This is a genomic window from Muricoccus harenae (genome assembly GCF_009848505.1).
GTDB lineage: Bacteria > Pseudomonadota > Alphaproteobacteria > Acetobacterales > Acetobacteraceae > Roseomonas > Roseomonas harenae.
Window position 1 is genome coordinate 86295 of sequence record NZ_WWDL01000017.1, and the last position, 23599, is coordinate 109893.

24 protein-coding genes and 2 tRNA genes are annotated in these 23599 nt (G+C 69.8%); 20 read left to right on the forward strand and 6 right to left on the reverse strand.

The genetic code is table 11. From position 1 onward, the window contains the following. Position 1 precedes the first annotated feature (1 nt). Together GSE44_RS13700 and GSE44_RS13705 are read right to left on the reverse strand one after the other, a co-directional pair. The gene (locus tag GSE44_RS13700) at positions 2–772 is read right to left on the reverse strand and encodes an exodeoxyribonuclease III (protein ID WP_159349393.1); all 771 of its coding nucleotides are present in this window, start codon (positions 770–772) and stop codon (positions 2–4) included. Between the two features lie 8 nt (positions 773–780). Beyond that, on the reverse strand, positions 781–1125 hold the full coding sequence (locus GSE44_RS13705) for a HesB/IscA family protein (protein ID WP_159349394.1): 345 nt from the start codon (positions 1123–1125) through the stop codon (positions 781–783). 163 nt (positions 1126–1288) lie between these two features. Between GSE44_RS13705 and GSE44_RS13710 the strand changes: the two genes are divergently transcribed. The 13 genes from GSE44_RS13710 to GSE44_RS13770 all read left to right on the forward strand — a co-directional run bounded on the left by GSE44_RS13710 (position 1289) and on the right by GSE44_RS13770 (position 11760). Next, positions 1289–2467 carry a deoxyguanosinetriphosphate triphosphohydrolase gene (locus GSE44_RS13710; protein ID WP_408015108.1) on the forward strand — a complete coding sequence of 393 codons (1179 nt, stop codon included), beginning with the start codon at positions 1289–1291 and terminating at the stop codon, positions 2465–2467. Positions 2468–2474: 7 nt separating this feature from the next. Further along, the gene (gene argS / locus GSE44_RS13715) at positions 2475–4244 is read left to right on the forward strand and encodes an arginine--tRNA ligase (protein WP_159349395.1); all 1770 of its coding nucleotides are present in this window, start codon (positions 2475–2477) and stop codon (positions 4242–4244) included. Further along, positions 4241–5071: an SPOR domain-containing protein gene (locus GSE44_RS13720; protein WP_159349396.1), complete on the forward strand. Its 831-nt coding sequence runs from the start codon at positions 4241–4243 to the stop codon at positions 5069–5071. Before argS ends, GSE44_RS13720 begins: the two co-directional genes overlap by 4 nt. After that, on the forward strand, positions 5068–6078 hold the full coding sequence (gene nagZ / locus GSE44_RS13725) for a beta-N-acetylhexosaminidase (protein WP_159349397.1): 1011 nt from the start codon (positions 5068–5070) through the stop codon (positions 6076–6078). The genes GSE44_RS13720 and nagZ overlap by 4 nt, the downstream gene beginning before the upstream one ends. A gap of 6 nt (positions 6079–6084) precedes the next feature. After that, positions 6085–6774: a site-2 protease family protein gene (locus GSE44_RS13730; protein WP_159349398.1), complete on the forward strand. Its 690-nt coding sequence runs from the start codon at positions 6085–6087 to the stop codon at positions 6772–6774. Beyond that, the gene (locus GSE44_RS13735) at positions 6771–7532 is read left to right on the forward strand and encodes a segregation and condensation protein A (RefSeq protein ID WP_159349399.1); all 762 of its coding nucleotides are present in this window, start codon (positions 6771–6773) and stop codon (positions 7530–7532) included. The genes GSE44_RS13730 and GSE44_RS13735 overlap by 4 nt, the downstream gene beginning before the upstream one ends. Further along, positions 7516–8328: an SMC-Scp complex subunit ScpB gene (scpB, locus tag GSE44_RS13740; RefSeq protein ID WP_159349400.1), complete on the forward strand. Its 813-nt coding sequence runs from the start codon at positions 7516–7518 to the stop codon at positions 8326–8328. Before GSE44_RS13735 ends, scpB begins: the two co-directional genes overlap by 17 nt. A gap of 169 nt (positions 8329–8497) precedes the next feature. Further along, positions 8498–9097 carry a Sec-independent protein translocase protein TatB gene (tatB, locus tag GSE44_RS13745; RefSeq protein ID WP_159349401.1) on the forward strand — a complete coding sequence of 200 codons (600 nt, stop codon included), beginning with the start codon at positions 8498–8500 and terminating at the stop codon, positions 9095–9097. A 58-nt stretch (positions 9098–9155) separates the two neighbouring features. Further along, positions 9156–9905, forward strand: a complete 750-nt coding sequence (gene tatC, locus GSE44_RS13750; RefSeq protein ID WP_408015110.1) for a twin-arginine translocase subunit TatC — start codon at positions 9156–9158, stop codon at positions 9903–9905. Between the two features lie 10 nt (positions 9906–9915). After that, positions 9916–11190: a serine--tRNA ligase gene (gene serS, locus GSE44_RS13755; RefSeq protein WP_159349403.1), complete on the forward strand. Its 1275-nt coding sequence runs from the start codon at positions 9916–9918 to the stop codon at positions 11188–11190. A gap of 55 nt (positions 11191–11245) precedes the next feature. Next, a tRNA-Pro gene (locus GSE44_RS13760) sits at positions 11246–11319 on the forward strand. Positions 11320–11350: 31 nt separating this feature from the next. Beyond that, complete coding sequence (locus GSE44_RS13765; RefSeq protein WP_159349404.1) at positions 11351–11662, forward strand: NADH dehydrogenase ubiquinone Fe-S protein 4; 312 nt, start codon at positions 11351–11353, stop codon at positions 11660–11662. Positions 11663–11683: 21 nt separating this feature from the next. Continuing rightward, positions 11684–11760: transfer RNA gene (locus GSE44_RS13770), tRNA-Arg, on the forward strand. 62 nt (positions 11761–11822) lie between these two features. On the opposite strand, the gene GSE44_RS13775 is transcribed toward GSE44_RS13770, so the two are convergent. Beyond that, on the reverse strand, positions 11823–12329 hold the full coding sequence (locus GSE44_RS13775) for a YciE/YciF ferroxidase family protein (protein WP_159349405.1): 507 nt from the start codon (positions 12327–12329) through the stop codon (positions 11823–11825). A gap of 226 nt (positions 12330–12555) precedes the next feature. Then, a complete protein-coding gene (locus GSE44_RS13780; protein ID WP_159349406.1) occupies positions 12556–12996 on the reverse strand; it encodes a PaaI family thioesterase in 441 nt (146 codons plus the stop codon). Positions 12997–13072: 76 nt separating this feature from the next. On the opposite strand from GSE44_RS13780, the gene GSE44_RS13785 reads away from it, so the two are divergent. The 7 genes from GSE44_RS13785 (at position 13073) to bfr (ending at position 21270) form a co-directional block, all read left to right on the forward strand. Then, positions 13073–14206: an S-(hydroxymethyl)glutathione dehydrogenase/class III alcohol dehydrogenase gene (locus GSE44_RS13785; protein ID WP_159349407.1), complete on the forward strand. Its 1134-nt coding sequence runs from the start codon at positions 13073–13075 to the stop codon at positions 14204–14206. A 262-nt stretch (positions 14207–14468) separates the two neighbouring features. Continuing rightward, entirely contained in the window at positions 14469–16139 is a 1671-nt protein-coding gene (cydD, locus tag GSE44_RS13790; protein WP_159349408.1) for a thiol reductant ABC exporter subunit CydD, read from the forward strand. Continuing rightward, on the forward strand, positions 16136–17788 hold the full coding sequence (gene cydC / locus GSE44_RS13795; RefSeq protein ID WP_159349409.1) for a thiol reductant ABC exporter subunit CydC: 1653 nt from the start codon (positions 16136–16138) through the stop codon (positions 17786–17788). Before cydD ends, cydC begins: the two co-directional genes overlap by 4 nt. A gap of 115 nt (positions 17789–17903) precedes the next feature. Then, positions 17904–19754, forward strand: coding sequence for a DNA helicase RecQ (gene recQ / locus GSE44_RS13800; protein ID WP_159349410.1), 1851 nt, complete (start codon positions 17904–17906; stop codon positions 19752–19754). Positions 19755–19920: 166 nt separating this feature from the next. Continuing rightward, positions 19921–20367 (forward strand): carboxymuconolactone decarboxylase family protein, encoded by a 447-nt coding sequence (locus GSE44_RS13805; protein WP_159349411.1) that lies wholly within the window; start codon positions 19921–19923, stop codon positions 20365–20367. Between the two features lie 126 nt (positions 20368–20493). Then, the gene (locus tag GSE44_RS13810; protein ID WP_159349412.1) at positions 20494–20697 is read left to right on the forward strand and encodes a (2Fe-2S)-binding protein; all 204 of its coding nucleotides are present in this window, start codon (positions 20494–20496) and stop codon (positions 20695–20697) included. A gap of 84 nt (positions 20698–20781) precedes the next feature. Continuing rightward, the gene (gene bfr / locus GSE44_RS13815; RefSeq protein ID WP_159349413.1) at positions 20782–21270 is read left to right on the forward strand and encodes a bacterioferritin; all 489 of its coding nucleotides are present in this window, start codon (positions 20782–20784) and stop codon (positions 21268–21270) included. Between the two features lie 40 nt (positions 21271–21310). Here bfr and GSE44_RS13820 read toward each other — a convergent pair whose 3' ends face one another. After that, on the reverse strand, positions 21311–23041 hold the full coding sequence (locus GSE44_RS13820) for an ABC transporter ATP-binding protein/permease (protein ID WP_159349414.1): 1731 nt from the start codon (positions 23039–23041) through the stop codon (positions 21311–21313). 78 nt (positions 23042–23119) lie between these two features. Then, positions 23120–23410, reverse strand: a complete 291-nt coding sequence (locus tag GSE44_RS13825; RefSeq protein ID WP_159349415.1) for a DUF3253 domain-containing protein — start codon at positions 23408–23410, stop codon at positions 23120–23122. Positions 23411–23599: the final 189 nt, after the last annotated feature.

Sequence of the window (23599 nt, forward strand, 5' to 3'; positions counted from 1 at the left end):
CCTAAGCCGCCAGGTCGAAGAGCACAGGCGCGTGGTCCGAGGGGCTTTCCTCGGACCGCGCCACCAGATCCACCGAGGCGCCAGTCAGCCGCTCCGCCAGCTCCGCGCTCAGCAACGCGTGGTCGATCCGCAGGCCCCGGTTGGCTTCGAAGGAAGCGCCATAGTCCCAGTAGGTCCAGGGCGCGTCCTTGGGATGCAATGCGCGCAGCGCGTCGGTCATGCCGAGATGCGTGATGGCACGGAAAGCAGCCCGCGTTTCCGGCCGCACCAGCGCATCGGTCGGGGGCAGGGCGCCCGGCGCGAGGTCCTCATCGGTCGGGCAGACGTTGAAGTCGCCCAGCACGGCGTAAGGGGTGAAGGAATCCAGCCGCTCCGCCACCCGCATCCGCAGGCGCTCCATCCAGGCAAGCTTGTAGGCATAGCCATCCGCGCCGCCGGAATTGCCGTTGGGCAGGTAGATGCCGGCGATGTTCATGCCCTCGGCCTTCACCTCGATGAAGCGGGCATGGGTATCCTCGTCCCCGCCGGGCAGGGCCTCGTCCACCACCTCGAAGGGAATGCGGGCGATCACCGCGACGCCATTGCGCCCGCCATGCTGGCCCACGGCATGGGCGCGGTAGCCGAGGTCGGCCACCTCCATGCCCGGAAATTCCTCGGTCTTGCACTTCAGTTCCTGAAGGAAGACGAGGTCGGGCGAATGCCGCTCCAGCAGGCGCCGCAGATGCGGCATCCGCTTGCGGCCCGAATTCACGTTGAAGGTGCAGAGGCGCAAGGGAGCGATCAGCCGACCGAGAAGGAAACGCCGCAGCCGCAGCCGGAAACCGCCACTGGGTTCCGCACGACGAAATGAGCGCCGATCAACTCATCCGCCCAGTGCAGTTCTGCCCCCCGCAGCAGGTCCAGCGAGACCGGATCAATGAAGACCCGGCCTTCGACCACCAGGTCATCCGGCTCCGGCGCATCGACCAGGTCGAACTTGTACTGGAAGCCGGAACAGCCGCCGGCCTCGACGCCGAGGCGCAGCCCGGCATCCGGGCGGCCCTGCGCCACCGCGATCTCCGCCACCTGCGCAAGGGCGGCGGGGGTGACCGAGAAGGGAGCGGGAAGGGAGCTGCCATCCGGCATGGGGAACCTCGTGCGAAGGGCGTGTCGCCAGGGAAGATAGGGTGTGGCGTCGCATTCTCCAACGCGCGCCAGCCTTGCCGCTGCCGCAGGCCGGGTGCTACGGCCCGGCCACGCCATGGATGACCCCTCGACCACCCCCGCCGCGACGGATGGCCTGCCCCCCATGGCGGGGGGCATGGCACGCCCGCCGCATGAGCTGGCCCCCTGGGCGGTACAGCCCGGCCGTTCTCGCGGGCGGCTGTACCCTGAGGACTCGGGCGGCGGTCGCTCGCCCTATCAGCGGGATCGGGACCGGATCATCCATTGCACCGCCTTCCGCCGGCTTCAGTACAAGACTCAGGTCTTCGTCTATCATGAGGGCGACGCCTTCCGGACCCGGCTGACCCATTCGATCGAGGTGGCGCAGATCGCCCGCTCCCTCGCCCGGCAGCTGCATCTGGACGAGGATCTCGCCGAAGCCCTGGCACTGGCCCATGACCTCGGCCACCCCCCCTTCGGCCATGCCGGCGAGGAGGCGCTGAACGGGGTGATGCGGGCCTGGGGCGGCTATGACCACAATGCCCAGTCGCTGAAGGCGGTGACCCTGCTGGAGCACCGTTACGCGGGCTTCGACGGCCTCAACCTGACTTGGGAGACGCTCGAGGGGCTGGCCAAGCACAATGGCCCGCTGCGCCGCCCGCCGCCCTATATTGCCGAGTATTCCGCCCGGCACGACCTCGAACTGCATTGCCATGCCAGCGCCGAGGCTCAGGCTGCCGCCATCGCGGACGACATCGCCTACAACAACCATGACCTCGATGACGGCCTTCGCGCCGGTCTCTTCACGCTGGAGGAGGCCTGCAACCTGCCGCTCGTCGCCATGGCGCGCGACCAGGCCATGGCCGTCCTCCCGGCCGATGTCCCCGCCGACCGGATCGGCAGCGAGATCATCCGCCGCGTGATCAACCTGATGATCACCGATGTGGTGGAGGAGACGCGCCGCCGCATCGCGCTGCTGAAGCCGAAGGACGTATCGGATATCCGCAAGGCGACGCAGCCGGTGGTCTTCTTCTCCGACCGCATGCGCGCGCTGAACCAGGAGACGCGCGACTTCCTGTTCGGCCGCATGTATCGCCACTGGCGCGTCAACCGCACCTCGCTGAAGTCCAAGCGTGTGCTGCAGGTGATGTTCGCCCTGCTGCACGGCCAGCCCGACATGCTGCCGCCCGCCTGGTCGGCGCGGGCCGGGGAGCCGGGCTCGGCCTCGGCGGCGCGCGCCGTCTGCGACTGGCTGGCCGGCATGACCGACAAGTTCGCCCTTGAAGAGCACCGTCGCCTGACGGACCCCAACATTCCCGGCTGAGCACGACATGAATGATGACATCTTCCGCACGATCCGCGACGCGGTCGTGACCGAGCTCCGCGAGCTTCTGCCCGACCTGCCCGAGGAGCTGCTGGCAAGGGTGCTGATAGAGCCGCCGCGCGATGCGTCCCATGGCGACATGGCGACGAACGCGGCGCTGGTGGTGTCCAAGCCCGCGCGCCAGCCGCCGCAGAAGGTGGCGCAGGCACTGGCGGAGCGTCTGGCCGCGCGGGACGGTATCGCGAGTGCCGCTCCGGCGGGGCCGGGTTTCGTGAATTTGCGCCTGGAGGAGTCGCTGCTGCGCGCGCAGGTGCCGGTGATCCTTCGGGCCGGCGAGTCCTTCGGCAATGGCACCACGGGCGGCGGCCGCAAGGTGGATGTGGAGTACGTCTCCGCGAATCCGACCGGTCCGATGCATGTCGGCCATTGCCGCGGCGCCGTGGTGGGCGATGCGCTGGCAAACCTTCTTACCAAGGCCGGCTGGAGCGTCACGAAGGAGTACTACATCAACGACGCCGGCGCGCAGGTGCAGGCGCTCGGCTGGGCAGCCTATTGGCGCTACCTTGAGGCGCTCGGCACTCCGCTGACGGAGGAACAGTTTTCCGAGGGCGTTCCGGGTGGCCTGCAGTATCGCGGCGAATATCTTCTGCCGGTTGGCCATGCGCTGAAGGAGAAGTACGGCGACGCGCTCGCGCCGGGCGCGAGGCCGGCCGATCCATCCCTCTGGCTCGACACCGTTCGCGACTTCACGGTGGATGCGATGATGGCCGAGATCCGCGAAGATCTCGCGGCGCTCGGCGTGCGGCACGATGTCTTCATCAGCGAGGCCGAGTTGGTGAAGAGCGGCGCCGCCGATCGCGCCATTGCCGATCTCGCCGCGCGCGGCCTCGTCTATGAAGGCGTGCTGGAGCCACCCAAGGGCAAGCTTCCGGATGACTGGGAGCCGCGCGAGCAGACGCTGTTCCGCTCCACCGAATTCGGCGACGACGTGGATCGCCCGCTGCGCAAGAGCGACGGCAGCAACACCTATTTCGCTAATGACATCGGCAACCATGCCGACAAGATCGCGCGCGGCTTCGATGAGCTGGTGCAGGTCTGGGGGGCGGATCATGGCGGCTACGTGCCGCGCATGAAAGCCGCCGTCGCCGCGATCTCCGTCGACCGGCCGGTGCCGCTGGATGTAGTGCTGACGCAGATCGTGAAGGTGGTGAAGGGCGGCCAGCCTGTGCGCATGTCCAAGCGCGCCGGCACCTATGTCACCCTCCGCGACCTGATCGACGAGGTGGGGCGCGACGCCGTGCGCTTCACCATGCTGACGCGCAAATCCGACGCGCAGATGGAGTTCGACCTCGACGCCGTGGTCCAGCAGTCGCGCGACAATCCGGTCTTCTATGTCCAGTACGCGCATGCCCGCTGCCGGAGTGTGCTGCGCCAGGTGCAGGACCCCGCGCCGGCCGATCTGGCGGCGGCGCCGCTGGAGGCACTGACCGATCCGGCCGAGATGACGCTCATCCGCCGCCTCTCCGCTTGGCCGCGCACGGTGGAAGGTGCGGCCCTCGCGCGGGAGCCGCACCGGATCGCGTTCTTTCTCCATGACTTGGCCGCCGACTTTCATCTACTGTGGAACCGGGGGCGCGAGGACGCGACCTTGCGTTTCATCCGGGATGGGGAACCGGAGGCCACGCGCGCGAGGCTTGCCCTTGTGGCGGCCACGGCCATGGTCATCCGCTCAGGACTCGCGGTGATGGGGGTGACACCCGTCGAGGAGATGCGGTGAGCGATTTTACGGTACCGAGCTATCGCGTCCGCCCGCAGCGGGCGGGCTTCCAGTTGCCCTGGCGCATGCTGGCCATCGCGGGGGCGGTGGTCGGCGTGGCGGCGGTCGGCGGCGGCATCGTCTGGAGCGTCACGCGCGCCATGAACAGCAGCGTGCCGACTATCGAGGCCGATGCGCGCCCGATCCGGGTGAAGCCGGACGATCCCGGCGGGCTGCGCGTGGCCAATCAGGACGAGCGGATCTTCGAAAGCCAGCGGCGCAGCCAGGCTGGTTCCACGCCGCCGCAAGCGCGGTTGACGCCGGAGCCTGAACGCCCCGATCTGGCCGCCCTGCGCCAGGCCGCCGCCCGGGCGCAGCAGGCCGCCGCACCCACACCGCCAGCGGCAGCTCCTGCCGCCCAGGCCGATAGCGGCCCGGTGCGGCCGCCCCTCGTCAATCCGAGCCTTGGACAGCAGCAACCGGGGCGCAGTCCCGCGCCGGCTGAGCAACATCAGGCGCAACAGGAGCAGCCGCAGGTTCCGGCTATCTCGCCGCCGCCCATGCCGGCGAATGCGCCAAGCCCAGCTGTGCCAGCGCGCACCGGGCGGTTCGTGGTGCAACTTGGCGCCGTGACCTCGGAGGAGGCGGCGCGTGGCGAATGGACCCGGCTGCAGGGCCGCATCCCGGAGCTTGCGGGCCGTCAGCCGCAGATCACCCGCGTGGACCGGGGCGACCAGCCGCCGCTCTGGCGCATTCGTACCAGCGGGCTGCCCGATGCGGCCGCGGCGCGCGGGCTATGCGACTCCGCCAAGTCCAAGGGCGCGCCCTGCGCCGTGATCGGCGGATGACCATCCGCGCCGCTGTCACGGGGCTCGCCGGTCTTTCGATCACGGCAGAGGAGGCGGCGATCCTGCGCGCGACGCCGCCCGCCGGCGTGATCCTCTTCCGTCGCAACGTGCAGGATCCCGCCCAGCTCCGCGCCCTGACCGCCGCGATCCGCGAGGAACTGGGCGAGGAAGCGCCCATCCTGGTTGACCAGGAGGGCGGCCGCGTCGCCCGCCTGCGCCCGCCGCATTGGCCCGCCTTCCCGCCTGCGAACACCTTCGAGGGGGCGCCCGCCGCCCGTGCCGCCGCCAACGCCGCCCTGTTGGGTGCCGAATGCGCCGCCATGGGGCTGGACGTGGTCTGCGCCCCGGTGCTCGACCTGCGCCTGCCCGGCGCGCATGACGTGATCGGCGACCGCGCCTTCTCGGCAGATCCATCGGAAATCGCCCGACTCGGCGAAGCCTGGATCGATGGGCTGATGGCCGCCGGCTGTATCCCGGTGATCAAGCATATCCCCGGCCATGGCCGCGCGACGGCCGACAGCCACGAATCCTTACCGCGCGTCGAGGCCAATGCCGCGACGCTGGCCGTCGACATCGCCCCCTTCAGGGCCGTCTGCGCCCGCGATGCCGGGCGGCATCTCTGGGCGATGACCGCCCATATCACCTATGCCGCGCTGGACCCCGAGCTTCCCGCGACCCTTTCCCCCCGCCTGGTCGACGGCACGATCCGGGGCGAGATCGGCTTTGACGGCGTGCTGGTCTCGGACGACCTGACCATGGGCGCACTCGCGGCCTTCCCGGGCAACCTGGCCGCCGCCTCTCTTACGGCAGGCTGCGACCTCGTCCTCCACTGCAACGGCGTGGCAGCCGATACTGCCGCCCTGTTGCGTGACTGCCCGCCGCTAACGGCACGGGCGGCGGAACGCCTGCAGGCGGCCCGCGCCGCGATGCTGGCCGCGCGTCCTTCCGCTCTCGCGGCCCTGGCCGGCCGCCCCGCCGCGGCCCCGCATGCGCTGACCGACGCCTGACGCAAGATGGACTGGCTCCCGGACTTCGCCGCGGCGGCCCTGGCCGCGATCCTCGCGATCACCCTGCACGAGGCCGCGCATGGCTATGCGGCCCGCGCTCTCGGGGACGACACCGCCGCAAGGCTCGGCCGCCTGTCGCTGAACCCGCTTCGGCATGTCGATCCCGTGGGCACGCTGCTGGTGCCGGGATTGCTGCTGGTGTCGCAGCTGCTGGTTTCTGGCCGGGTGGACATCATGTTCGGCTGGGCGAAGCCAGTGCCGGTGAATGTCATGGCGCTGCGCAACCCGCGCTTCGGCATGGTGCTGGTGGCCGCCGCCGGGCCCGCGATCAACGTGCTGCTCGCCGTTATGGCCGCATTGCTGCTGCACCCGCTGCAGGGACCTGGCGGCGACAACCTGCAGGATTGGCTTGAGGGCTTCCTCGTCCTGTCTCTGATCGGCAACCTCATCCTTGCCGCCTTCAACCTTCTGCCCATCCCGCCGCTGGATGGCGGGCGCATTCTCGGCGGGCTACTGCCGCCCGCTCTGGGCATTCCCTTCCTGCGGCTCGAGCGGGCCGGGCTGTTCATCGTCCTGGCCCTGCTTTTCCTCCTGCCCATGGCCGTGCCGGGGGTGGACCCGCTGCGTTGGCTCGTGCGCGCGGTGGTCTTCCCGGCTGCGCAGCTGATCCTCACCGTCACGGGTCATGCCGGATGAGCACGGCCGAGCCAGCCCTGGTGGTAACGCTGGAAGGCTTCGAGGGGCCGCTCGACCTGCTGCTGGACCTTGCCCGCGCGCAGAAGGTGGATATCGCGAAGATCTCCATCCTCTCGCTCGTGGACCAGTACCTCGCCGTCATTGAGGGCGCGCGCCGCGTCCGGCTGGAACTGGCGGCGGACTGGCTTGTGATGGCGGCCTGGCTTGCCTGGCTGAAGTCCCGGCTCCTCCTGCCCGACGACCCTGAGGCCGAGCAGGACGCCGAATCCCTTGCCGAGGCCCTGGCCGACCGGCTGCGCGAGCTGGAGCGGATGCGCGAGGCCGCCGCCTGGCTCGGCGCCCGGCCCTTCCTGGGCCGGGACGTGATGGCGCGCGGGGCGCCGGAGAACCTGGTGCTGGAGGACCGATCGGCGCTTGCCGCCGACCTGCCGGGCCTGCTCCGCGCCTATACCGATGTGCTGCGCCGCGCCGCCGCCCGCCGGCCCTATCGCCCCCGGCCACGCCGCATCTGGACCGTGCAGGATGCGCTGGCGCGGCTCCGGACCCTGGTTGGCCACGCCCCGGGATGGGCCGAGCTGTCCGCCTTCCTGCCGGAGGCCGAGATGGACCCGACCGAGCGCCGCGCCGCCCTGGCCAGCACTTTGGTTGCCGGACTGGAACTGGCCAAGACCGGAGGGGCTGAGCTGCGCCAGGACGCCCCCTTTGCCCCCATCCTCCTGCGTCCCCGTTCCGAGACCCGCAATGCCGACGCCGCCTGATCCCGACTCCCCGGAGGCGCCGTTCCCGGGCGAGGCCTACGACTCTCCGCAGCCAGCCGGCCGGCAGGCCGGGCCCGGCTCCCTCGCCGAACCCCTGCCCGAAGCGGCGGAGGGATCGGAAGACGGCAAGGAGCCGGTCCCGCCGCCCGGCCTTCCCGGCGACCTGCCGGGCCAGGCCGATCCCTCCGAGCGCCCGCCCGGCGAGGGGTCGCATCCCGAGGATGCCCCGCCCGGCCATCCCGAGCTGCCACCTTCACCGGAGGCGCTGCGGATCGCCGAGGCGCTGGTTTTTGCGTCCGGCACGCCAGTGACCGCGGCCCGGCTCGCGCCGCTGCTGCCGCCGGGGATGAACGCGGCCGCGACGCTTGCCGCCCTGGCGGCGGCCTATGAGGGCAAGGGGGTCACCCTTGTGTCCGTGGCGGGCGGCTATGCCTTCCGCACCGCCGAGGACCTCGCCCCGGCCCTGACCCGAGTCGTGGAGGTGCCGCGCCGCCTTCCGCGCGTGGCGATGGAGGCGCTGGCCATCATCGCCTGGCACCAGCCCGTCACCCGCGCCGAGATTGAGGAGATCCGCGGCACGGCCCTCTCCCAGAACACGCTGGAGACCTTGCTGGAGAACGGGTTGGTCGCCCCGCGTGGCAAGAAGGAGGCGCCGGGCCGGCCGACGCTCTGGGGCACCACCTCCAAGTTCCTGGAGCAGTTCGGCCTGAACTCGCTGCGCGACCTGCCGAAACGCGAGGAGCTGCTGCCCGAGCCGGGCCTGCCTCTGCCGGAACCGGCCCAGCCGGGTAGATGATGCACGCAACCGGGCGGTAACGCGGCTTCCATCGCGGCGCCCGCGAGCCCATCTTCGACGCAGCCCCATTTGTCGTGCGGGCGAGTTCTGCTAACGGAGACGACCCCGGAAGGGACCGGCAGGCGCCAATCCAGGGCGCTGGCCGCCCGGCACGGGTGATCGGAGAGACATGTTTGACCTCGCCTGGTCCGAGATCGCGCTGATCGCCGTGGTGGCGGTGGTGGTAATCGGTCCAAAGGACCTTCCCGACGCCGTGCGCGGCGTCGCCCGCGGCATCCAGAAGCTGCGCCGCATGGCCGGCGAATTCCAGGGCCACCTGGATGAGGTGGTGCGCGAGGCGAAGCTGGAGGATGTGCGCGACCAGATCCGCGACATCCGCAACTTCGACCTGAAGGGCACTATTGAAAAGGCGGTGGATGAGGACGGCTCGATCAACCGCACCTTCCGCGACGACCCCTTCCGCGCCCCGCCGCCGCCGACCTCCGATGTGGCGCCCGCCGCCGGCACCGAGGCCACCTTGCCCGAGGGCGCGCCGCCAGCGGATGCGACCACCCCGGCGCCGGATGTGACTGCCGCGAGCGCGGCCGCCGATACGCCGGATGCGACGCCCCCCGGGCCGGTACCGACCGCTCCGGCGGCCCCTGCGCCCGCGCCAACGGTCTTCGCGGATGCCGCGCCGCCGCCGGGTGCCGCCGCGGAGCCGGTCCCGCCCGCCGTGGCGCCCCCCGCAGCGGATGCGCCGCCGCGCTCCGCTACCCACACCGTCTGACGAAGAAGCGCCCGAACCAGTGCCCCGTGAACCGGACGACACGATCGACGACAAGCCCATGCCGTTGATCGACCACTTGCTTGAGCTGCGCACGCGGCTGCTGTGGTCGATCGGGGCCTTCGGCATAGCCTTCGCCCTCTGCTACTACTTCTCCACAGCCATCTACGGCTTCCTGGCCCGGCCCCTGGCCGAGATCCTGATGGAGCAGGGCGGCGGCGAGCGGCGAATGATCTTCACCGCCCTCTACGAAGCCTTCTTCACCTATCTGAAGGTGGCCTTCTTCGGCGCGATCTTCTTCTCCTTCCCGATGTGGGCGACGCAGCTCTGGCTGTTCATCGCGCCCGGGCTCTACAAGTCTGAGAAGAAGGTCATCACGCCCTTCCTCGTCGCCTCGCCGGTGCTTTTCGTGGGGGGTGCGGCGCTGGCCTATTATTTCATCTTCCCGCTGGCCTGGAAGTTCTTCATCTCCTTCGAGACACCCACCGGCGGTGGCGGGCTGCCCGTGCAGCTCGAGGCAAAGGTGTCCGAATACCTATCGCTGGTCATGCACATGATCCTTGCCTTCGGCGTGGCCTTCCAGCTCCCCGTGGCGCTGACGCTGATGGCCCGCGTTGGCATCGTCAGCGTGGACCAGCTGCGGCGCGGCCGGCGCTACGCGATCGTGGGAATGTTCGTGGCGGCGGCGATACTGACGCCGCCCGACATCATCAGCCAGGTCGGCCTCGCCGTGCCGCTGATCATCCTCTACGAGCTGTCCATCCTGGCCGCCGTCTGGATGACACCGAAGCCCAAGCCCCCCACGACCTGAGGCGCTTCCCATGCATGATATCCGGGCCGTCCGCGCCGATCCGGCCGCGTTCGACGCAGCACTTGCCCGCCGCGGCCTGCCGCCTGTCTCCGCCGAGCTGCTGACCCTCGATGCCGCTCGCCGTGCGGCGCAGACCACGGCGCAGGAGGCCCAGGCGCGCCGCAATGCCCTGGCCCGCGAGATCGGCCAGGGGAAGCGGAGCGGCGCGGACACCTCCGCGCTGGAGGCCGAGGCAACCGAGCTGCGCGCCCGGATGGAAAGCCTGGACGGCGAGGCCCGGGAGGCCGAGGCGGCCCAGACACGCATCCTGGAAGCCCTGCCGAACCTGTTGGACGCCGATGTGCCCGAGGGTGCCGACGAGTCGGCGAACGTGGTCCTGCAGCAGCATGGCGATGTTCCGAACCTCGCCTTTCCCCCAAAGCAGCATTTCGAACTCGGCGAGGCGCTCGGCGGAATGGACTTCGCCACGGCGGTGAAGCTGGCCGGCAGCCGCTTCACGGTGCTGCGCGGCCCACTGGCCCGGCTTGAGCGCGCCATCGGCCAGTGGATGCTCAACCTGCATGTGGACGAGCATGGCTATACCGAGACGGTGGTGCCGCTGCTGGTCAATGACGCCACCATGTACGGCACAGGGCAGCTGCCGAAATTCGCCGAGGACCTGTTCCGCACTACCGACGATCGCTGGCTGATCCCGACCGCCGAGGTGCCGCTGACCAACACGGTGCGCGACGAGATCGTGCCGGAGACGGCGCTGCCGATTCGCCTCACGGCTCTCTCGCCCTGCTTCCGCTCCGAGGCCGGCTCGGCCGGGCGGGACACGCGCGGCATGATCCGCCAGCACCAGTTCACCAAGGTGGAAATGGTCTCCATCACCACCCCGGAGCAATCCGCCGAGGAGCATGAGCGGATGACCCGCTGCGCCGAGCGGGTGCTGACGGAACTGGGCCTCACCTGGCGGCGGATCGTGCTCTGCGCCGGAGACACCGGCTTCGGCGCCGCAAAGACCTATGATCTGGAGGTCTGGCTGCCGGGGCAGGGGGCGTGGCGGGAAATCTCCTCCTGCTCCAACTGCCGTGACTTCCAGGCGCGCCGGATGAATGCCCGCTTCAAGCCGAAGGAGGGGAAGGGCAACGTCTTCCTCCATACGCTGAACGGCTCGGGCGTTGCGGTCGGCCGGGCCCTGATCGCGGTGATGGAGACGCATCAGCAGGCGGATGGTTCGATCGCCATCCCGCCGGTGCTGCGGCCCTTCATGGGCGGGGCCGAGATCATTCCCGCGCATTGACCTCCGCGCGGGCCATTGCGCCCGGCGCCGCGCGCCCATAGGTTGCGCCGTCTCGCGGGGTGTGGCGCAGCCTGGTAGCGCGCCTGTTTTGGGTACAGGAGGCCGTGGGTTCGAATCCCGCCGCCCCGATTTGACGAGACGGAAGACTGGAGTGCCCTGCATGAGCATCGCCCGCATCTACTCGACGCCGAAGAACGCCATGCAGTCAGGCAAGGCCCGGACGGATGAGTGGGTCTTTGAATGGGCGCAGAGCGAGCCGAAGCGCGTGGATCCGCTGACGGGGTGGTGGGGCTCGGGCGACACCAACCGCCAGGTGAAGCTGCGCTTCGATACGCTGGAGGAAGCCGAAGCCTATGCGAAGGCCGAGGGTGTGCCCTATGAGGTCGAACCCCGCCGCCAGCGCCCGGCGCTGCGGCCCAAGGCCTATGCCGATAACTTCCGCACCGACCGTCTCTTCAACTGGACGCATTGAGGCGTCGCTCACTTTGGCTCAGCACCCTTAGCTCAACTGGATAGAGCAACCGGCTTCTACCCGGTTGGTTGGGGGTTCAAGTCCCTCAGGGTGCGCCAAGCTTACGCTGCCGCGCGGGCGGAGTGGGCCCGGGCGCCACTCTACGCCCGGACCCGCGGCATCAGGCCGCTTCCTTCACCGCCATCGGGTTGATCCGCTTGTTGGCCATGGTGTTCAGCAGGGCGTCAGTCCTCTTTTCCTCGTCCAGCGTCTGCTGCAGCAGCGCCGCGACGTCGGTCTTGCCGCTGGCCTTCGCCCAGGCCACCAGCGCCCCGTACCGCGCCATCTCGTAATGCTCGATGGCCTGGGCACAGGCGATCAGCCCGGCATCGCGCACCGCGCTCGGCTCCTTCGCGTCTTCGAGCAGTTCCTCGCCTTCCGCGATCAGCCCCTGGATCGCCTCGCAGGTCACGCCGGAAGGGCGCTTGCCGAGGGTCTCGAACACCTGCTTCAGCCGCTCGATCTGCTCCTTGGTCTGGTCCCGATGGAGCATGAAGCCCTCGGCCAGGGCTTCGCTCTGCGCCGCCTTCGCCATCTTCGGCAGGGCCTGCAGGATGCGGCGCTCGGCGAAGTAGACGTCCTTCAGCGTGTTCAGGAACAGGTCGTCGAGACTCTTGATGGCCGGCATGCACGGACTCCTCGGAATGAATCGTCGGGCGGAAGGCTCTCGATGGGCGCGCCCCCAGGCCGACGGGTGGAACGGACGGCGGAAGCGCGCCCGGTTGGAGGAGGGAACGCGGCCAGAGCGCGGCCGATGCAGGTGTTTGTGATCAGAGGTGCTGAGAAACCGCTTCATCGGCAACACGCAAGTCACTGTTGCACTTCTGCCCAGATCGCCCTGGCCAACCGCTTGATCACAGAGGCTTGTTGCCGCCGGGCGGCGCGCTACCCGGTGACGCGCGCAGCCAGAGCGAGGTCGCATGGGCGCAGGACTTCTCCTGCCCCTCGCCACGCATCCAGACCTCGGCATAGAGGCTGGCCCGGCCCTGCCGCACGATCCGTACCTCAGCCAGCACGCCGTCACTTCCCGCCGGGCGGAGGAAGCTCATCTGGAGTTGGGCGGTGCGCGTCCCGTCCGCGCCGCCGGTAGCAACCAGCAGAGGCACCCAGATCGCCACGTCGGCGAGCGTCATCAGCGCGGGACCCGAGGCCGTTCCGCCCAGCCGCAGCGAAAGCGGGGAGGGCGGCAGGCGGAGCAGCGCCGAATCCGGCCCGGCTGCCAGCACCTCGACCCCCAGGGCCCCGGCCAGCGGCACGCCCTCCCGCACCCGGGCCGTCAGTTCCTCCGTCGTCACGCGAATGCCTCCCCTGGCCCCTGACCGCACCGTTGGATAGAACCCCTGCGCCAGAGGGAAAGGGAGCCGCCTCGCCATGAAGACCCGTGCCGCCGTCGCCTGGGAGGCGAACAAGCCCCTGACCATCGAAACCGTGGATCTGGAAGGCCCGAAGCCAGGCGAGGTGCTGGTGGAGATCATGGCCACCGGTGTCTGCCATACCGACGCCTACACCCTCTCGGGCCTGGACTCCGAAGGCAAGTTTCCCTGCATCCTCGGCCATGAGGGCGCCGGCATCGTGCGCGAGGTCGGCGCGGGCGTGACCGCCGTGAAGCCCGGCGACCATGTGATCCCGCTCTACACGCCCGAATGCCGTCAGTGCAAAACCTGCCTCTCCCAGCGCAGCAATCTCTGCACGGCGATCCGCTCGACCCAGGGCCAGGGGCTGATGCCCGATGGCACCAGCCGTTTCTCCTGCGAAGCTTTGCCAAAGAAGGGGCCCAGCGAGCCCGTCTGGCACTATATGGGCTGCAGCACCTTCTCGAACTTCACTGTGCTGCCCGAGATCGCGGTTGCGAAGGTCCGCGAGGACGCGCCCTTCGACAAGATCTGCTACATCGGCTGCGGCGTGACGACCGGCATCGGCGCCGTGATCTACACGGCGAAGGTGCGGCCCGGCTCCAATGTCGTGGTGTTCGGCCTTGGCGGCATCGGGCTCAACGTCATCCAGGCCGCACGCATGGTGGGTGCGGACAGGATTATCGGCGTCGATCTCAACCCGAGTAAGGTCGAGATGGCGAAGAAGTTCGGCATGACGCATTTCGTCAATCCGGACGAGGTCGGCCGCGACAAGGTGGTGCAGGCCATCCAGGACCTGACCGATGGCGGCGCCGACTACTCCTTCGAATGCGTCGGCAATGTCCATACCATGCGCCAGGCGCTGGAATGCTGCCATCGCGGCTGGGGCGAGAGCATCATCATCGGCGTGGCTCCTAGCGGCGCCGAGATCAGCACGCGTCCGTTCCAGCTCGTCACCGGCCGTGTCTGGAAGGGCTCGGCCTTCGGCGGTGCGCGCGGGCGCACCGATGTGCCGAAGATCGTCGACTGGTACATGGACGGGAAGATCGACATCGACAGCTTGATCACTCACACGATGCCGATCGACCAGATCAACCACGCCTTCGACCTGATGCATGAGGGCAAGTCGATCCGTTCCGTCGTGACCTTCTGAACCACCCGCCGGGGATGCTTCCCGGCGGCAGGCCGGCGGCGTGGTCGAACACGCCGCCGGCCGTGGTGGTCCACGCCGCCTCGCGCCGTGCCGTAATAAGGGCGAGCGCCCGTCGCAGCGCCCGAATGCGATAAGGCTAGCCGGTGATGCAGGGCGATCCCCATCACCTGCGCCACCCCGTCGCGCACTTGTCGTTCCCGTTCATCGCCGCGTCCTCTGGTGCATTCCTACGCGGAGCGGTTTGGCCTAGAACTGCCCGGCCATGCCCCAACGTGCCGGCCGAGACCCCGCCCGCGCCCTCCTCTCCGCCGCCGCGCGGGAAGGGCGTTCGGTTCTGATGCCACCCATCCTGCTCGGCCTTGCCGCGACCGCCAGCGGCATCGCGCAGGCTTGGCTGGTGGCGACCCTGCTTGCCGCGCTGCTCGGTTTCGGGACGGCGGGCTGGAGCAGCCTTAGCGCTGCCGCCGCGCTGGCCGTGCTGCAGGTGGCGCTGACCGTCGCACAGGAGACCGCCGCCGCCCGCGCCGGGGAGACCGCGCGATCGACGCTGCGCCGGCGCATCTTCACCCGGCTGCTGGGCGAGACGCCCTCCAGCCGCCCGGCTGGGGAGGGCGCCGCCCTCGTGGTGGACCGGGTGGAGGCGATGGAAGGCTATTTCGCGCGCTGGGTGCCGGCGGCGGCGCTGGCCGTAATGGCGCCCCTGGCCATCGCCTTCGCGGCGGCCGCGGCGGACCCGCTCAGCGGCGTCATCCTCTTTGCCGCCGGGCTGCTGGTGCCCGTCGGCATGGCGGCCTCGGGCGTCGGCGCGGCCATGGCCAGCCGGCGCCAGTTCGATGCCCTGCAGCAGCTCTCGGGCCGCTTCCTGAACCGGATGCGCGGCCTGCCCACGCTGGTTCTGTTCCGCCGGCAGGAGGACGAGGCGCGCGCGCTGGACGCCGCGGCACAGGAGCTTCGCCGGCGGACCATGCGCGTGCTGCGCCTCGCTTTCCTGTCCACCGGTGCGCTGGAGCTGATCGCGGCGGCGGTGCTGGGCTGCCTTGCCTGGCGCCACGGGAACCTGGCGGCGGCCGGCCATCCGGCGCCTGTTTCGGCGCTGTTCTGCCTGCTGCTTGTGCCTGCCTTCTTCGCACCCTTCCGCGCTTTCTCGGTGGCCTATCACGAGCGGATGTCGGCCCAGGGCGCGGCCGCCGCCCTCGCGCCCATCCTGGCGGCCGAGCCGCCTGGCGGGCTGCGGCTGGAGGAGGTGCCGCCCAGCGTCACGCTGGTCGTGGACCACCTGTCCCACCGGCCCGACCCGGCGCGGCCCCTGGCGATCGACGATGTTTCCTTCCGGGTCCTGCCGGGCGAGGCGCTGGTCCTGTCCGGACCCAGCGGTTCCGGCAAGTCCACGATTCTGAAGTTGCTGATGGGCTTCTCGCGCCCCGATGCCGGGCGCATCGCACTGAACGGGCGCGACGCCCTCGGCCTTGCCCCTGCCGAGTTGCGCCGGATGATCGCTTACCTGCCGCAGCGTCCCGTGCTGCTTCGCGCCTCGATCCGGGAGAACATCCGGTTGGCCCGCCCCGAGGCCGATGACGACGCGGTTGAGGCCGCCGCCCGTGCCGCCCAGGTCACTGCCTTCGCCCAGGATCTCCCGGAAGGCCTCGGCACCATGGTGGGCGAGGGGGGGCATGGCCTCTCAGGCGGGCAGCGCCTTCGCGTCGCCCTGGCCCGCGCCTTCCTGCGCGACGCTCCGATCGTGCTGCTGGACGAGCCCACCGCCCATCTCGACCCTGCGACCGAAGCGCTTGTGCTGGACAGCCTGCGCCGCCTCTGCACTGGCCGCACTGCCATCATCGCCAGCCATTCGGCCGCCCTGCGCGCCCGCTTTCCCAAGGTGCTGGAGCTGCGCGACGGCCGCGTGGTGCCGCAGCGCCGGGCGGTGAACACATGACCCCGGTGCGCGACCTGCTCCGGATTCTCGGCCTATGGCGCCAGGGCGGCGGATGGCTGGCCTTCGGCGCGCTGGTGGCCGCCGCCTCGGCCCTGGCCGGCCTCGCGCTGATGGCCTTGGCAGGGCAGGGGGTGGCCCAGGGACTGGCGACGGGTACGCTGGCTGGCGCCGCCTCCCTCATCCTGCTGCGCCCGCTGATCATCCTCCGGCCGCTGCTGCGCTGGGGCGAGCGGATGGCGACGCATGAGGCAACCTTCCGCGCCCTGGCGGACACCCGCACATGGTTCTTCCGGCGCCTCTCGGAGCGCCTTTCCGCCGGGCCTGGCCTGACCCGCTCCGGTGACCTGCTCGGCCGGCTGGTGACGGATGTGGAGGCGCTGGACGGATTCTACCTCCGCGCCCTGGTGCCAATGACCGCCGCGGCGTCGGTGGTGCTGGCCGTCTCGGTGATCCTCGGCGCCCTCTCGCCGGGGCTGGCCACGCTCGTCGTGCTGCCTTTGGCTCTCGCGCTGTTCCTGCCGGTGATCGTCGCGCCCTTCGCAGCCCGCGCGGCGGCCCGCGCAGCCGATGCCACTGGCGCGCTTCGGGCAGAGGCGGTGGAGCCGCTGATCGCCATGGAGGACATCCTGGCCGCCAATGCCGAGCCGCGTGCGGTGGCCAGGGTGGAGGAAGCAGCCTGGCGGATGGACCGGGAACGGCGGCGCCTGACGCGCGCCGGCTCGCTCGGCGCTGCCTCCGGGACGGTGCTGACCCAGGCGGCGCTGCTCGGTGCCCTGGCCTGGGGGATTGCCGGGGGAACCGCCGAGGCCGGCGCCGTGGTCGTCGCGCTCTTCCTCGTCCTGGCGGCGATGGATGCGCTCGGCGCGCTGCCGCGTGCCGGCGCCGCGCTCGCCTTGGCCGCTGCCGGCGCGCGGCGCCTGCTGGAAGCCGCCGACCAGCCCATCCCGGTGCCGGACCCGCCCGCCTCCGCCGTTCCAGCGGGCCATGCGCTCTCCATGCGCGGCATCCGCTTCGCCTGGAACGAGGAGCGTGGGCCCGTCTTCGAGGATCTGTCGCTGGACCTGCCGGAGGGCGCGCGGATCGCGCTGCTCGGCCCCTCCGGCATCGGCAAGTCCACCCTTGCGGCGCTGCTGCTGAAGCTCGCCGCACCGCAGGAGGGGCGGATCACCCTCGGCGGCGCCGATTACGCCACGCTTTCGGCCGATGCCGTCCGCGCGCGCGTCGCCTGCCTCACCCAGGACGCCACGCTCTTCGACGACAGTATCGCCGCCAACCTCCGCATCGCCGCGCCGGAGGCGCCCGAGGCGGCGCTGTGGGAGGCGCTGGAGCGCGCCCGGATCGCCGACCTCATCCGCGCCCTTCCGGATGGGCTGGAAACGCGCTGCGGCGAGGCCGGGGCACGCTTCTCCGGCGGCCAGGCACGGCGGATCGCGCTCGCGCGCGCGCTGCTTTCCCCCGCCAGCATCATCATCCTTGATGAGCCGACGGCGGGGCTCGACGCCGCGACTGAGCGCGCCTTCCTCGAGACACTGGACACCGCATTGGGCGGGCGCAGCGCCGTCCTCATCACCCACCGCCTGATCGGCGTGGAGCGGCCCACGCGAATCCTCCGCCTTGCGGGCGGGCGGGCGCTGCCGGCTATGTCCTGATTCGCGTCATTCCGCCTGCGTGCCCTGTCCTGCCGGTGCGCGCCGCCCCATCTGAAGCCGGTACCATGCCAGTCCAGCCGCGAAACACCGTGCTCCCCGCGCCGGGCAGCCGCCCATGAACGCCGACCCCCGCGCCGTTCTGCACGATGTCTTCGGCTTCCCCGATTTCCGCGGCCGCCAGGCTGAGATCGTCGAGCATGTGACGGCCGGCGGCTCAGGCCTTGTCCTCATGCCGACGGGCGGCGGCAAGTCGCTCTGCTACCAGGTGCCGGCGCTGTGCCGCCCAGGCCTCGGCGTCGTCATCTCGCCCCTGATCGCGCTGATGGAGGATCAGGTCGCCGCGCTGCGCCAGCAGGGCGTGGCCGCCGCCGCCCTTCATTCCGGGCTGGACGAGGAGGAGCGCAGCCGCGTCTCGCGCGACCTCGCGAACGGCAAGCTGAAGCTCCTCTATGTCTCGCCCGAGCGGCTGGCGCTGGAGGGTACGGCGGAACGCCTCGCGCGCCGCGACCTGGCGTTATTCGCGGTGGACGAGGCGCATTGCATCTCGGCCTGGGGCCACAACTTCCGCCCCGAATACCGCATGCTGACCATGCTGGCGGAGCGCTTCCCCGAGGTGCCGCGCGTGGCGCTGACGGCCACCGCTGATGCCCGCACCGTGGATGATATCCGTGAGCGCCTGTCGCTGACGGACGCCCCCGTCTTCCGCGGCAGCTTCGACCGCCCGAACATCCGCGTCGAGGTCGCCCCGCGTGACAATGCCATCGCCCAGATCGCCGTTTTCATGGACGAGGCCGATGACGGGCGTGGCGCCGGCATCATCTACTGCCCAAGCCGTGCCGAGACCGAGCGCACCGCCGCCCGGCTGAAGAGGGACGGCTACGACGCGCTGCATTACCACGCGGGCATGGACCCGGCCGATCGCCGCGCAGCGGAGCGCCGCTTCTCCTCGGGAGATCCGGTGGTGATGGCCGCGACGATCGCCTTCGGCATGGGAATTGACCGCCCCGATGTGCGCTGGGTGGCCCATCTCGCCCTGCCGGGCGGCCCGGAGTCCTGGTACCAGGAAATCGGCCGCGCCGGCCGCGACGGCGCCCCCGCCCGCGCATTGTTGCTGTATGGCGCCGAGGACATTGCCGTCGCCCGCCGCCGCATCGCCGAGAGCCCGGCCGCCGACGTGCAGAAGCGGCTTGACCATGAACGGCTGGATCGTCTCGTGGCCATTGTGGAGAGCGCCACCTGCCGCCGCCGCCTGCTGCTGCGCTGCTTCGGGGACGACCTTGAGCAGGATTGCGGCAATTGCGATGCGTGCCTCCGCCCCCCGCGGCTGGTGGATGCCACCGAGGCGGCGCGCAAGCTCCTCTCCGCCGTCCACCGCACCGGCGGCCGCTTTGGCCTCGGCCATGTGGTGGACGTGCTGCGGGGCAAGGCAACCGAGAAGGTCGCCTCCTTCGGCCATGACAAGCTGACCGTCTTCGGCATCGGCCGGGACGTGGCGGAGGGTGCTTGGCGCAACATAGCCCGCCACCTGCTCGCCCGTGGGGCGCTGGAGATGGCCAGCGACACCAACCTGCCGATCTACCAGGCCACTGAAACCGCCCGCCCGATCCTGCGCGGCGAGCAGCCGGTGATGCTCCAGGAGGCGGCGCTGCGCGAGGCCGCCCGCGCTACCCGCCGGCCGCGGGCAGGCCGGGCCGCCTCGGTCGCGGCCGTGGGCTTCACCGACCAGCCGGTGGAGGCCGGGGTGTTCGAGGCACTCCGCACCTGGCGGAAGGAGGAGGCCACCCGGCAGGCCGTGCCGGCCTATGTCATCTTTCCCGATCGGACCCTGGCCGATATCGCCGCCGAGAAGCCGCGGAACCTTGACCAGCTCGCCTCGGTGCATGGCGTCGGCGCCTCCAAGCTGGAGCGCTACGGCGAGGAGGTTTTGCGGGTTCTGCGCGGCGCGGAGAGCCATTCGCACGCCTGAACAGGCACCTGGGCGGATTCGCGCGCCCCCGGGAGGACCGGGCAACAACCGAGGAGCATCATTCTACCAGCCGCCGATGGCGCGGGCCTAGCCTCATGGCAGGCCGCTGGCCGGGCTGCCCCGCACCGGGAAGCCCGGTCGCGAGAACCGCCAGAGAGGATGGCCGATGACCTACCCCGCCTATACCGCCGCACTGCTCGCCCGTTGCCTCACCTCCGCCCCTCCGCCCGCGGCGGCCGACGAGCGGCAGGCTCGCGGCGAGGCCCTCATCCTCGAACTCAACAATGGGCGGCCGCAGCCAACTCTGGAGGCCTTGCGCCGGGACTTCCCGACGCTGGCGGATGGCATCGCCGGCTATGCGCTGGGCGAGGTCTGGGCTCAGACGACGCTGGACCATCGCACGCGCCAACTGGCGGCGGTCTCCGCCTTCGCGGCCCTCGGTCACCAGCCATTCCTGAGGATCCACGCGGAATACGCGCTAAATGTTGGCGTGACGGAGGAGGAACTGAAGCAGATCGTCTATCTGACGTCCGTGCATGCCGGGTTCCCGCGTGCGATTTCAGCTGCTCAGACCCTGGCCCCACTCTTCGTGGAGCGCGCGGCGGCGCGCTGACCGCATTACGGCGGGCGGGGCCGATGCACACGCCGTGACGATTCGGGTGCGAATGACTTGCATCATCCTTCGCAACTGCTAGAACCCCCTGGGGCCGTGAGGCGGCACAGGGGAGTTCAGCACTGCATGTATGTTTGTATCTGCAACGGCCTGACCGACACTCAGATCCAGTCCGCCATAGCCTCCGGCGCTGATCGCACCCACGACGTCTATTCCGCCTGCAACTGCCGCGCCCAATGCGGGTCCTGCACCGCGAGCATCTTGTGCATGCTGCGCAGCCGGCCGTCGCGCCAGGCGAGCGCGCCGCAGACGGCGTCAATCGCGAATTAGTCGCAAAGTCCATAAAAAACAGAGACTTGACCCCCAGGCTGCAAGGTTCCATCTCGATCCCTGAAGCACAGAGGGGCCCGAGCCATGGCTGGCGATCCGAAGGTCATTGAATATCTGAACATTCAGCTCACCAATGAGCTGACCGCGATCAACCAGTATTTCCTGCATGCCCGCACCCTCAACCACTGGGGCGTGACCCGGCTGGGCAAGCATGAATACGAGGAATCGATCGAGGAGATGCGCCACGCTGACTGGCTGATCAAGCGCATCCTCTTCCTCGACGGGCTGCCCAATGTGCAGCGGCTGAATCAGATCCTGATCGGGCAAACCGTGAAGGAGGTGCTGGAATGCGACTCGCGCATTGAGCAAAAGGCCATCCAGGACCTTAAGGACGGCATTGCCCATTGCGAGACGGTGCGTGACTACGTCTCGCGTGACCTCCTCCTGAAGATCCTCGCGGATGAAGAGAAGCACGAGGACTTCCTGCATGCGCAGTTCACCCTGATCGAGAAGATCGGGGAGGAGCGCTACACGCTGCTCAACTCCGATCCGGCACCGGACCAGGAGCACTAGCCGGCCCCGGGAGGCACCGCCTCCTGGAAACCGTCTCGGGTCAGGCGGGGCTCAGCCGCTTGTCGGCCAGCCGGAGCGTGCGGTCATGGAAGGCCGCCACGGCCGGCCTGTGCGCGATGGAGATGATCGAGGTGCCGGGAAGCCTTTCGCGCAGCAGGCTGTAGAGCTGCCCTTCCGAGGCAGGATCGAGGCTCGCGGTCGCCTCATCGAGAAAGAGCCAGGCCGGGCGGTGCAACAAGGCGCGGGCGATGGCCAGCCGCTGCTGCTCGCCGCCGGAGAGCACGCGCTCCCAGGCATCGGCCTCGTCCATCCGCGGCACGAGATGGGCGAGGCCCACATCGGAGAGCGCCGCCTGCAGCGCCGCATCATCGAAGACGCCCTCGGCGCTGGGATAGGCGAGGCTGCGGCGCAGCGTCCCAAGCGGCAAATAGGGCCGCTGCGGTAAGAAGAGCGCCTGCTTGTCCACCGGCACCGAAACGCGGCCGGAGCCAAAGGGCCAGATGCCGGCCAGCGCCCGGAACAGCGTGGACTTTCCGCTGCCCGAGGCACCCGTGACCAGAACCGCTTCGCCCGGTCCTACCGACAGCGCCGCATCATCCAGCAACTGCCGTCCATCGGGGAGGGTGAGGTCGAGCCCTTGCACCTCCAGACCGTCCCGCTTCTCACTGACCACGCCCGGCCCATCGCCCACTCGCGTTTCAGCGTTGGCAACCGCCGTGTCGAAGCCGGTCAGCCGCTGCACCGTCGCGCGCCAGGAGGCGAGTTCGGAATAGTTGTTCACGAACCAGGAGAAGGATTCCTGGACCGATCCGAAAGCCGATGAGGTCTGGATCAGGCCGCCCAGCGGAATCCGTCCGGCGAAGTAGTTCGGCGCCACCACGACGAAGGGAAAGATCGTCGCAACCTGCGAGAAGCCCGCGGTGAAGAAGGTGAGCTGCTTCGTTGCGCGCATGATGGCCCACCAGTTGCCGATCAGCGCCCGGAACCGCGTGTCCAGCGCGGCTTTTTCCTCCGGCTCCCCGCGATGGAGCGCGATGCCCTCGACATTGTCGCGCACGCGCACTAGCGAATAGCGGAAGTCCGCCTCCACCTTCTCCTGCAGGAAGTTCAGGCCGATCAGCTTGCGGCCGATCCGATGCGTCAGCCATGTGCCGAGCGCCGAATAGGCCAGGGCCACCCAGACAAGATAGCCGGGGATCGCCACGCCGAAGACCGTCACCTCGCCGGAGAGGCTCCAGAGGACGAGGATGAAGGAGAGCAGCGTGACCACCGCACGCAGCAAGCCAAGTCCCAGGTTGAGGGTGCCGTCGACGAAGGCGCGCGCGTCCTCGGAGATGCGCTGGTCAGGGTTGTCGGTGTTCCGGTCCTGGACGGCGAGGCGGTAGTAGGCGCGGTTGCCGAGCCAGCGGCGAGTGAGGGAATCGGTCAGCCAACTGCGCCAGCGGATCTGCAGCGCCTGCTTCAGGTAAAGCGCATAGACGGCAACCACGATGTAGAGCGCCGCGACGAGGGTGAAGCCGGGCATGAAGGCGAAGTCATCGGTCGGCCCGCCGAGCAGGAGCAGGTTGATGAAGCCGTTCCAGTCCTTCGCCTCGAGCGCGTTGTAGAAGCCCCGCTGCCAGTAAGTGAGGATCACGTTCATCGCCACGAGGGCGAGGTTCAGGATCACCACGACCGCCAACAGCCCGCGCGCAGCCCAGCGCGTCTCACCTGTCCAGAAAGGGCGGGACAGCGCCCATGCTTCGCGGATGGCGGCAGTCGAGAAGCGCATGGTGAAGGCTGGTCCGGCACTGGTTCAGGCAGGTGAGTGTCGCCTCCCGGCCGCGCCGGTCAATCCATGGAGGTCGGCCTACTCCGTCGGTCCCTGGTCTGCGGCTGCGCCGGTGAGCGGAGCGCGCAGTCGGATGACGCCACGCAGGTCGTCCAGATCTGCGGGCTTGCCCTTGCGCAGCACCTCCACCTGACCCTCCCTGGCAAGGGCGACGGCGGCCTGCCGGACAGGGCCCATCAAGGGCTGCCAGTTCTCCGGCAGCAGGGCGCGGGCCACCTCGCTGGGGCAGATGCTCTTGCCGGCATCACGGGTGGCGAGCTGGCGGAGGATCTCGGCCTGGATGGTCGGGCGGTCGGGGCGGGCGGTCATGGAGGCGGGGTAGGACAGTTGCGGCCCGGGGGAAACCTTTCCTTTCGGACCACAAGACGAAAAGGGGCGGGACCTTGCGGTCCCGCCCCCAACTTTCCCCGCGAGAGGGTCGTGCTGCTTAGCGCAGCACGATCTCGACGCGGCGGTTCTGCGGCTCACGCACGCCATCGGCGGTCGGGACCAGCGGAC

What these genes read in the sequence shown, in the direction of transcription:
- GSE44_RS13705 (WP_159349394.1), bottom strand. Translation starts at nt 1,125, where the DNA reads ATGCCGGATGGCAGCTCCCTTCCCGCTCCCTTCTCGGTCACCCCCGCC.
- GSE44_RS13710 (WP_408015108.1), top strand. Translation starts at nt 1,289, where the DNA reads ATGGCGGGGGGCATGGCACGCCCGCCGCATGAGCTGGCCCCCTGGGCG.
- argS (WP_159349395.1), top strand. Translation starts at nt 2,475, where the DNA reads ATGAATGATGACATCTTCCGCACGATCCGCGACGCGGTCGTGACCGAG.
- nagZ (WP_159349397.1), top strand. Translation starts at nt 5,068, where the DNA reads ATGACCATCCGCGCCGCTGTCACGGGGCTCGCCGGTCTTTCGATCACG.
- GSE44_RS13730 (WP_159349398.1), top strand. Translation starts at nt 6,085, where the DNA reads ATGGACTGGCTCCCGGACTTCGCCGCGGCGGCCCTGGCCGCGATCCTC.
- GSE44_RS13735 (WP_159349399.1), top strand. Translation starts at nt 6,771, where the DNA reads ATGAGCACGGCCGAGCCAGCCCTGGTGGTAACGCTGGAAGGCTTCGAG.
- scpB (WP_159349400.1), top strand. Translation starts at nt 7,516, where the DNA reads ATGCCGACGCCGCCTGATCCCGACTCCCCGGAGGCGCCGTTCCCGGGC.
- tatB (WP_159349401.1), top strand. Translation starts at nt 8,498, where the DNA reads ATGTTTGACCTCGCCTGGTCCGAGATCGCGCTGATCGCCGTGGTGGCG.
- tatC (WP_408015110.1), top strand. Translation starts at nt 9,156, where the DNA reads ATGCCGTTGATCGACCACTTGCTTGAGCTGCGCACGCGGCTGCTGTGG.
- serS (WP_159349403.1), top strand. Translation starts at nt 9,916, where the DNA reads ATGCATGATATCCGGGCCGTCCGCGCCGATCCGGCCGCGTTCGACGCA.
- GSE44_RS13765 (WP_159349404.1), top strand. Translation starts at nt 11,351, where the DNA reads ATGAGCATCGCCCGCATCTACTCGACGCCGAAGAACGCCATGCAGTCA.
- GSE44_RS13775 (WP_159349405.1), bottom strand. Translation starts at nt 12,329, where the DNA reads ATGCCGGCCATCAAGAGTCTCGACGACCTGTTCCTGAACACGCTGAAG.
- GSE44_RS13785 (WP_159349407.1), top strand. Translation starts at nt 13,073, where the DNA reads ATGAAGACCCGTGCCGCCGTCGCCTGGGAGGCGAACAAGCCCCTGACC.
- cydD (WP_159349408.1), top strand. Translation starts at nt 14,469, where the DNA reads ATGCCCCAACGTGCCGGCCGAGACCCCGCCCGCGCCCTCCTCTCCGCC.
- cydC (WP_159349409.1), top strand. Translation starts at nt 16,136, where the DNA reads ATGACCCCGGTGCGCGACCTGCTCCGGATTCTCGGCCTATGGCGCCAG.
- recQ (WP_159349410.1), top strand. Translation starts at nt 17,904, where the DNA reads ATGAACGCCGACCCCCGCGCCGTTCTGCACGATGTCTTCGGCTTCCCC.
- GSE44_RS13805 (WP_159349411.1), top strand. Translation starts at nt 19,921, where the DNA reads ATGACCTACCCCGCCTATACCGCCGCACTGCTCGCCCGTTGCCTCACC.
- GSE44_RS13810 (WP_159349412.1), top strand. Translation starts at nt 20,494, where the DNA reads ATGTATGTTTGTATCTGCAACGGCCTGACCGACACTCAGATCCAGTCC.
- bfr (WP_159349413.1), top strand. Translation starts at nt 20,782, where the DNA reads ATGGCTGGCGATCCGAAGGTCATTGAATATCTGAACATTCAGCTCACC.
- GSE44_RS13820 (WP_159349414.1), bottom strand. Translation starts at nt 23,041, where the DNA reads ATGCGCTTCTCGACTGCCGCCATCCGCGAAGCATGGGCGCTGTCCCGC.
- GSE44_RS13825 (WP_159349415.1), bottom strand. Translation starts at nt 23,410, where the DNA reads ATGACCGCCCGCCCCGACCGCCCGACCATCCAGGCCGAGATCCTCCGC.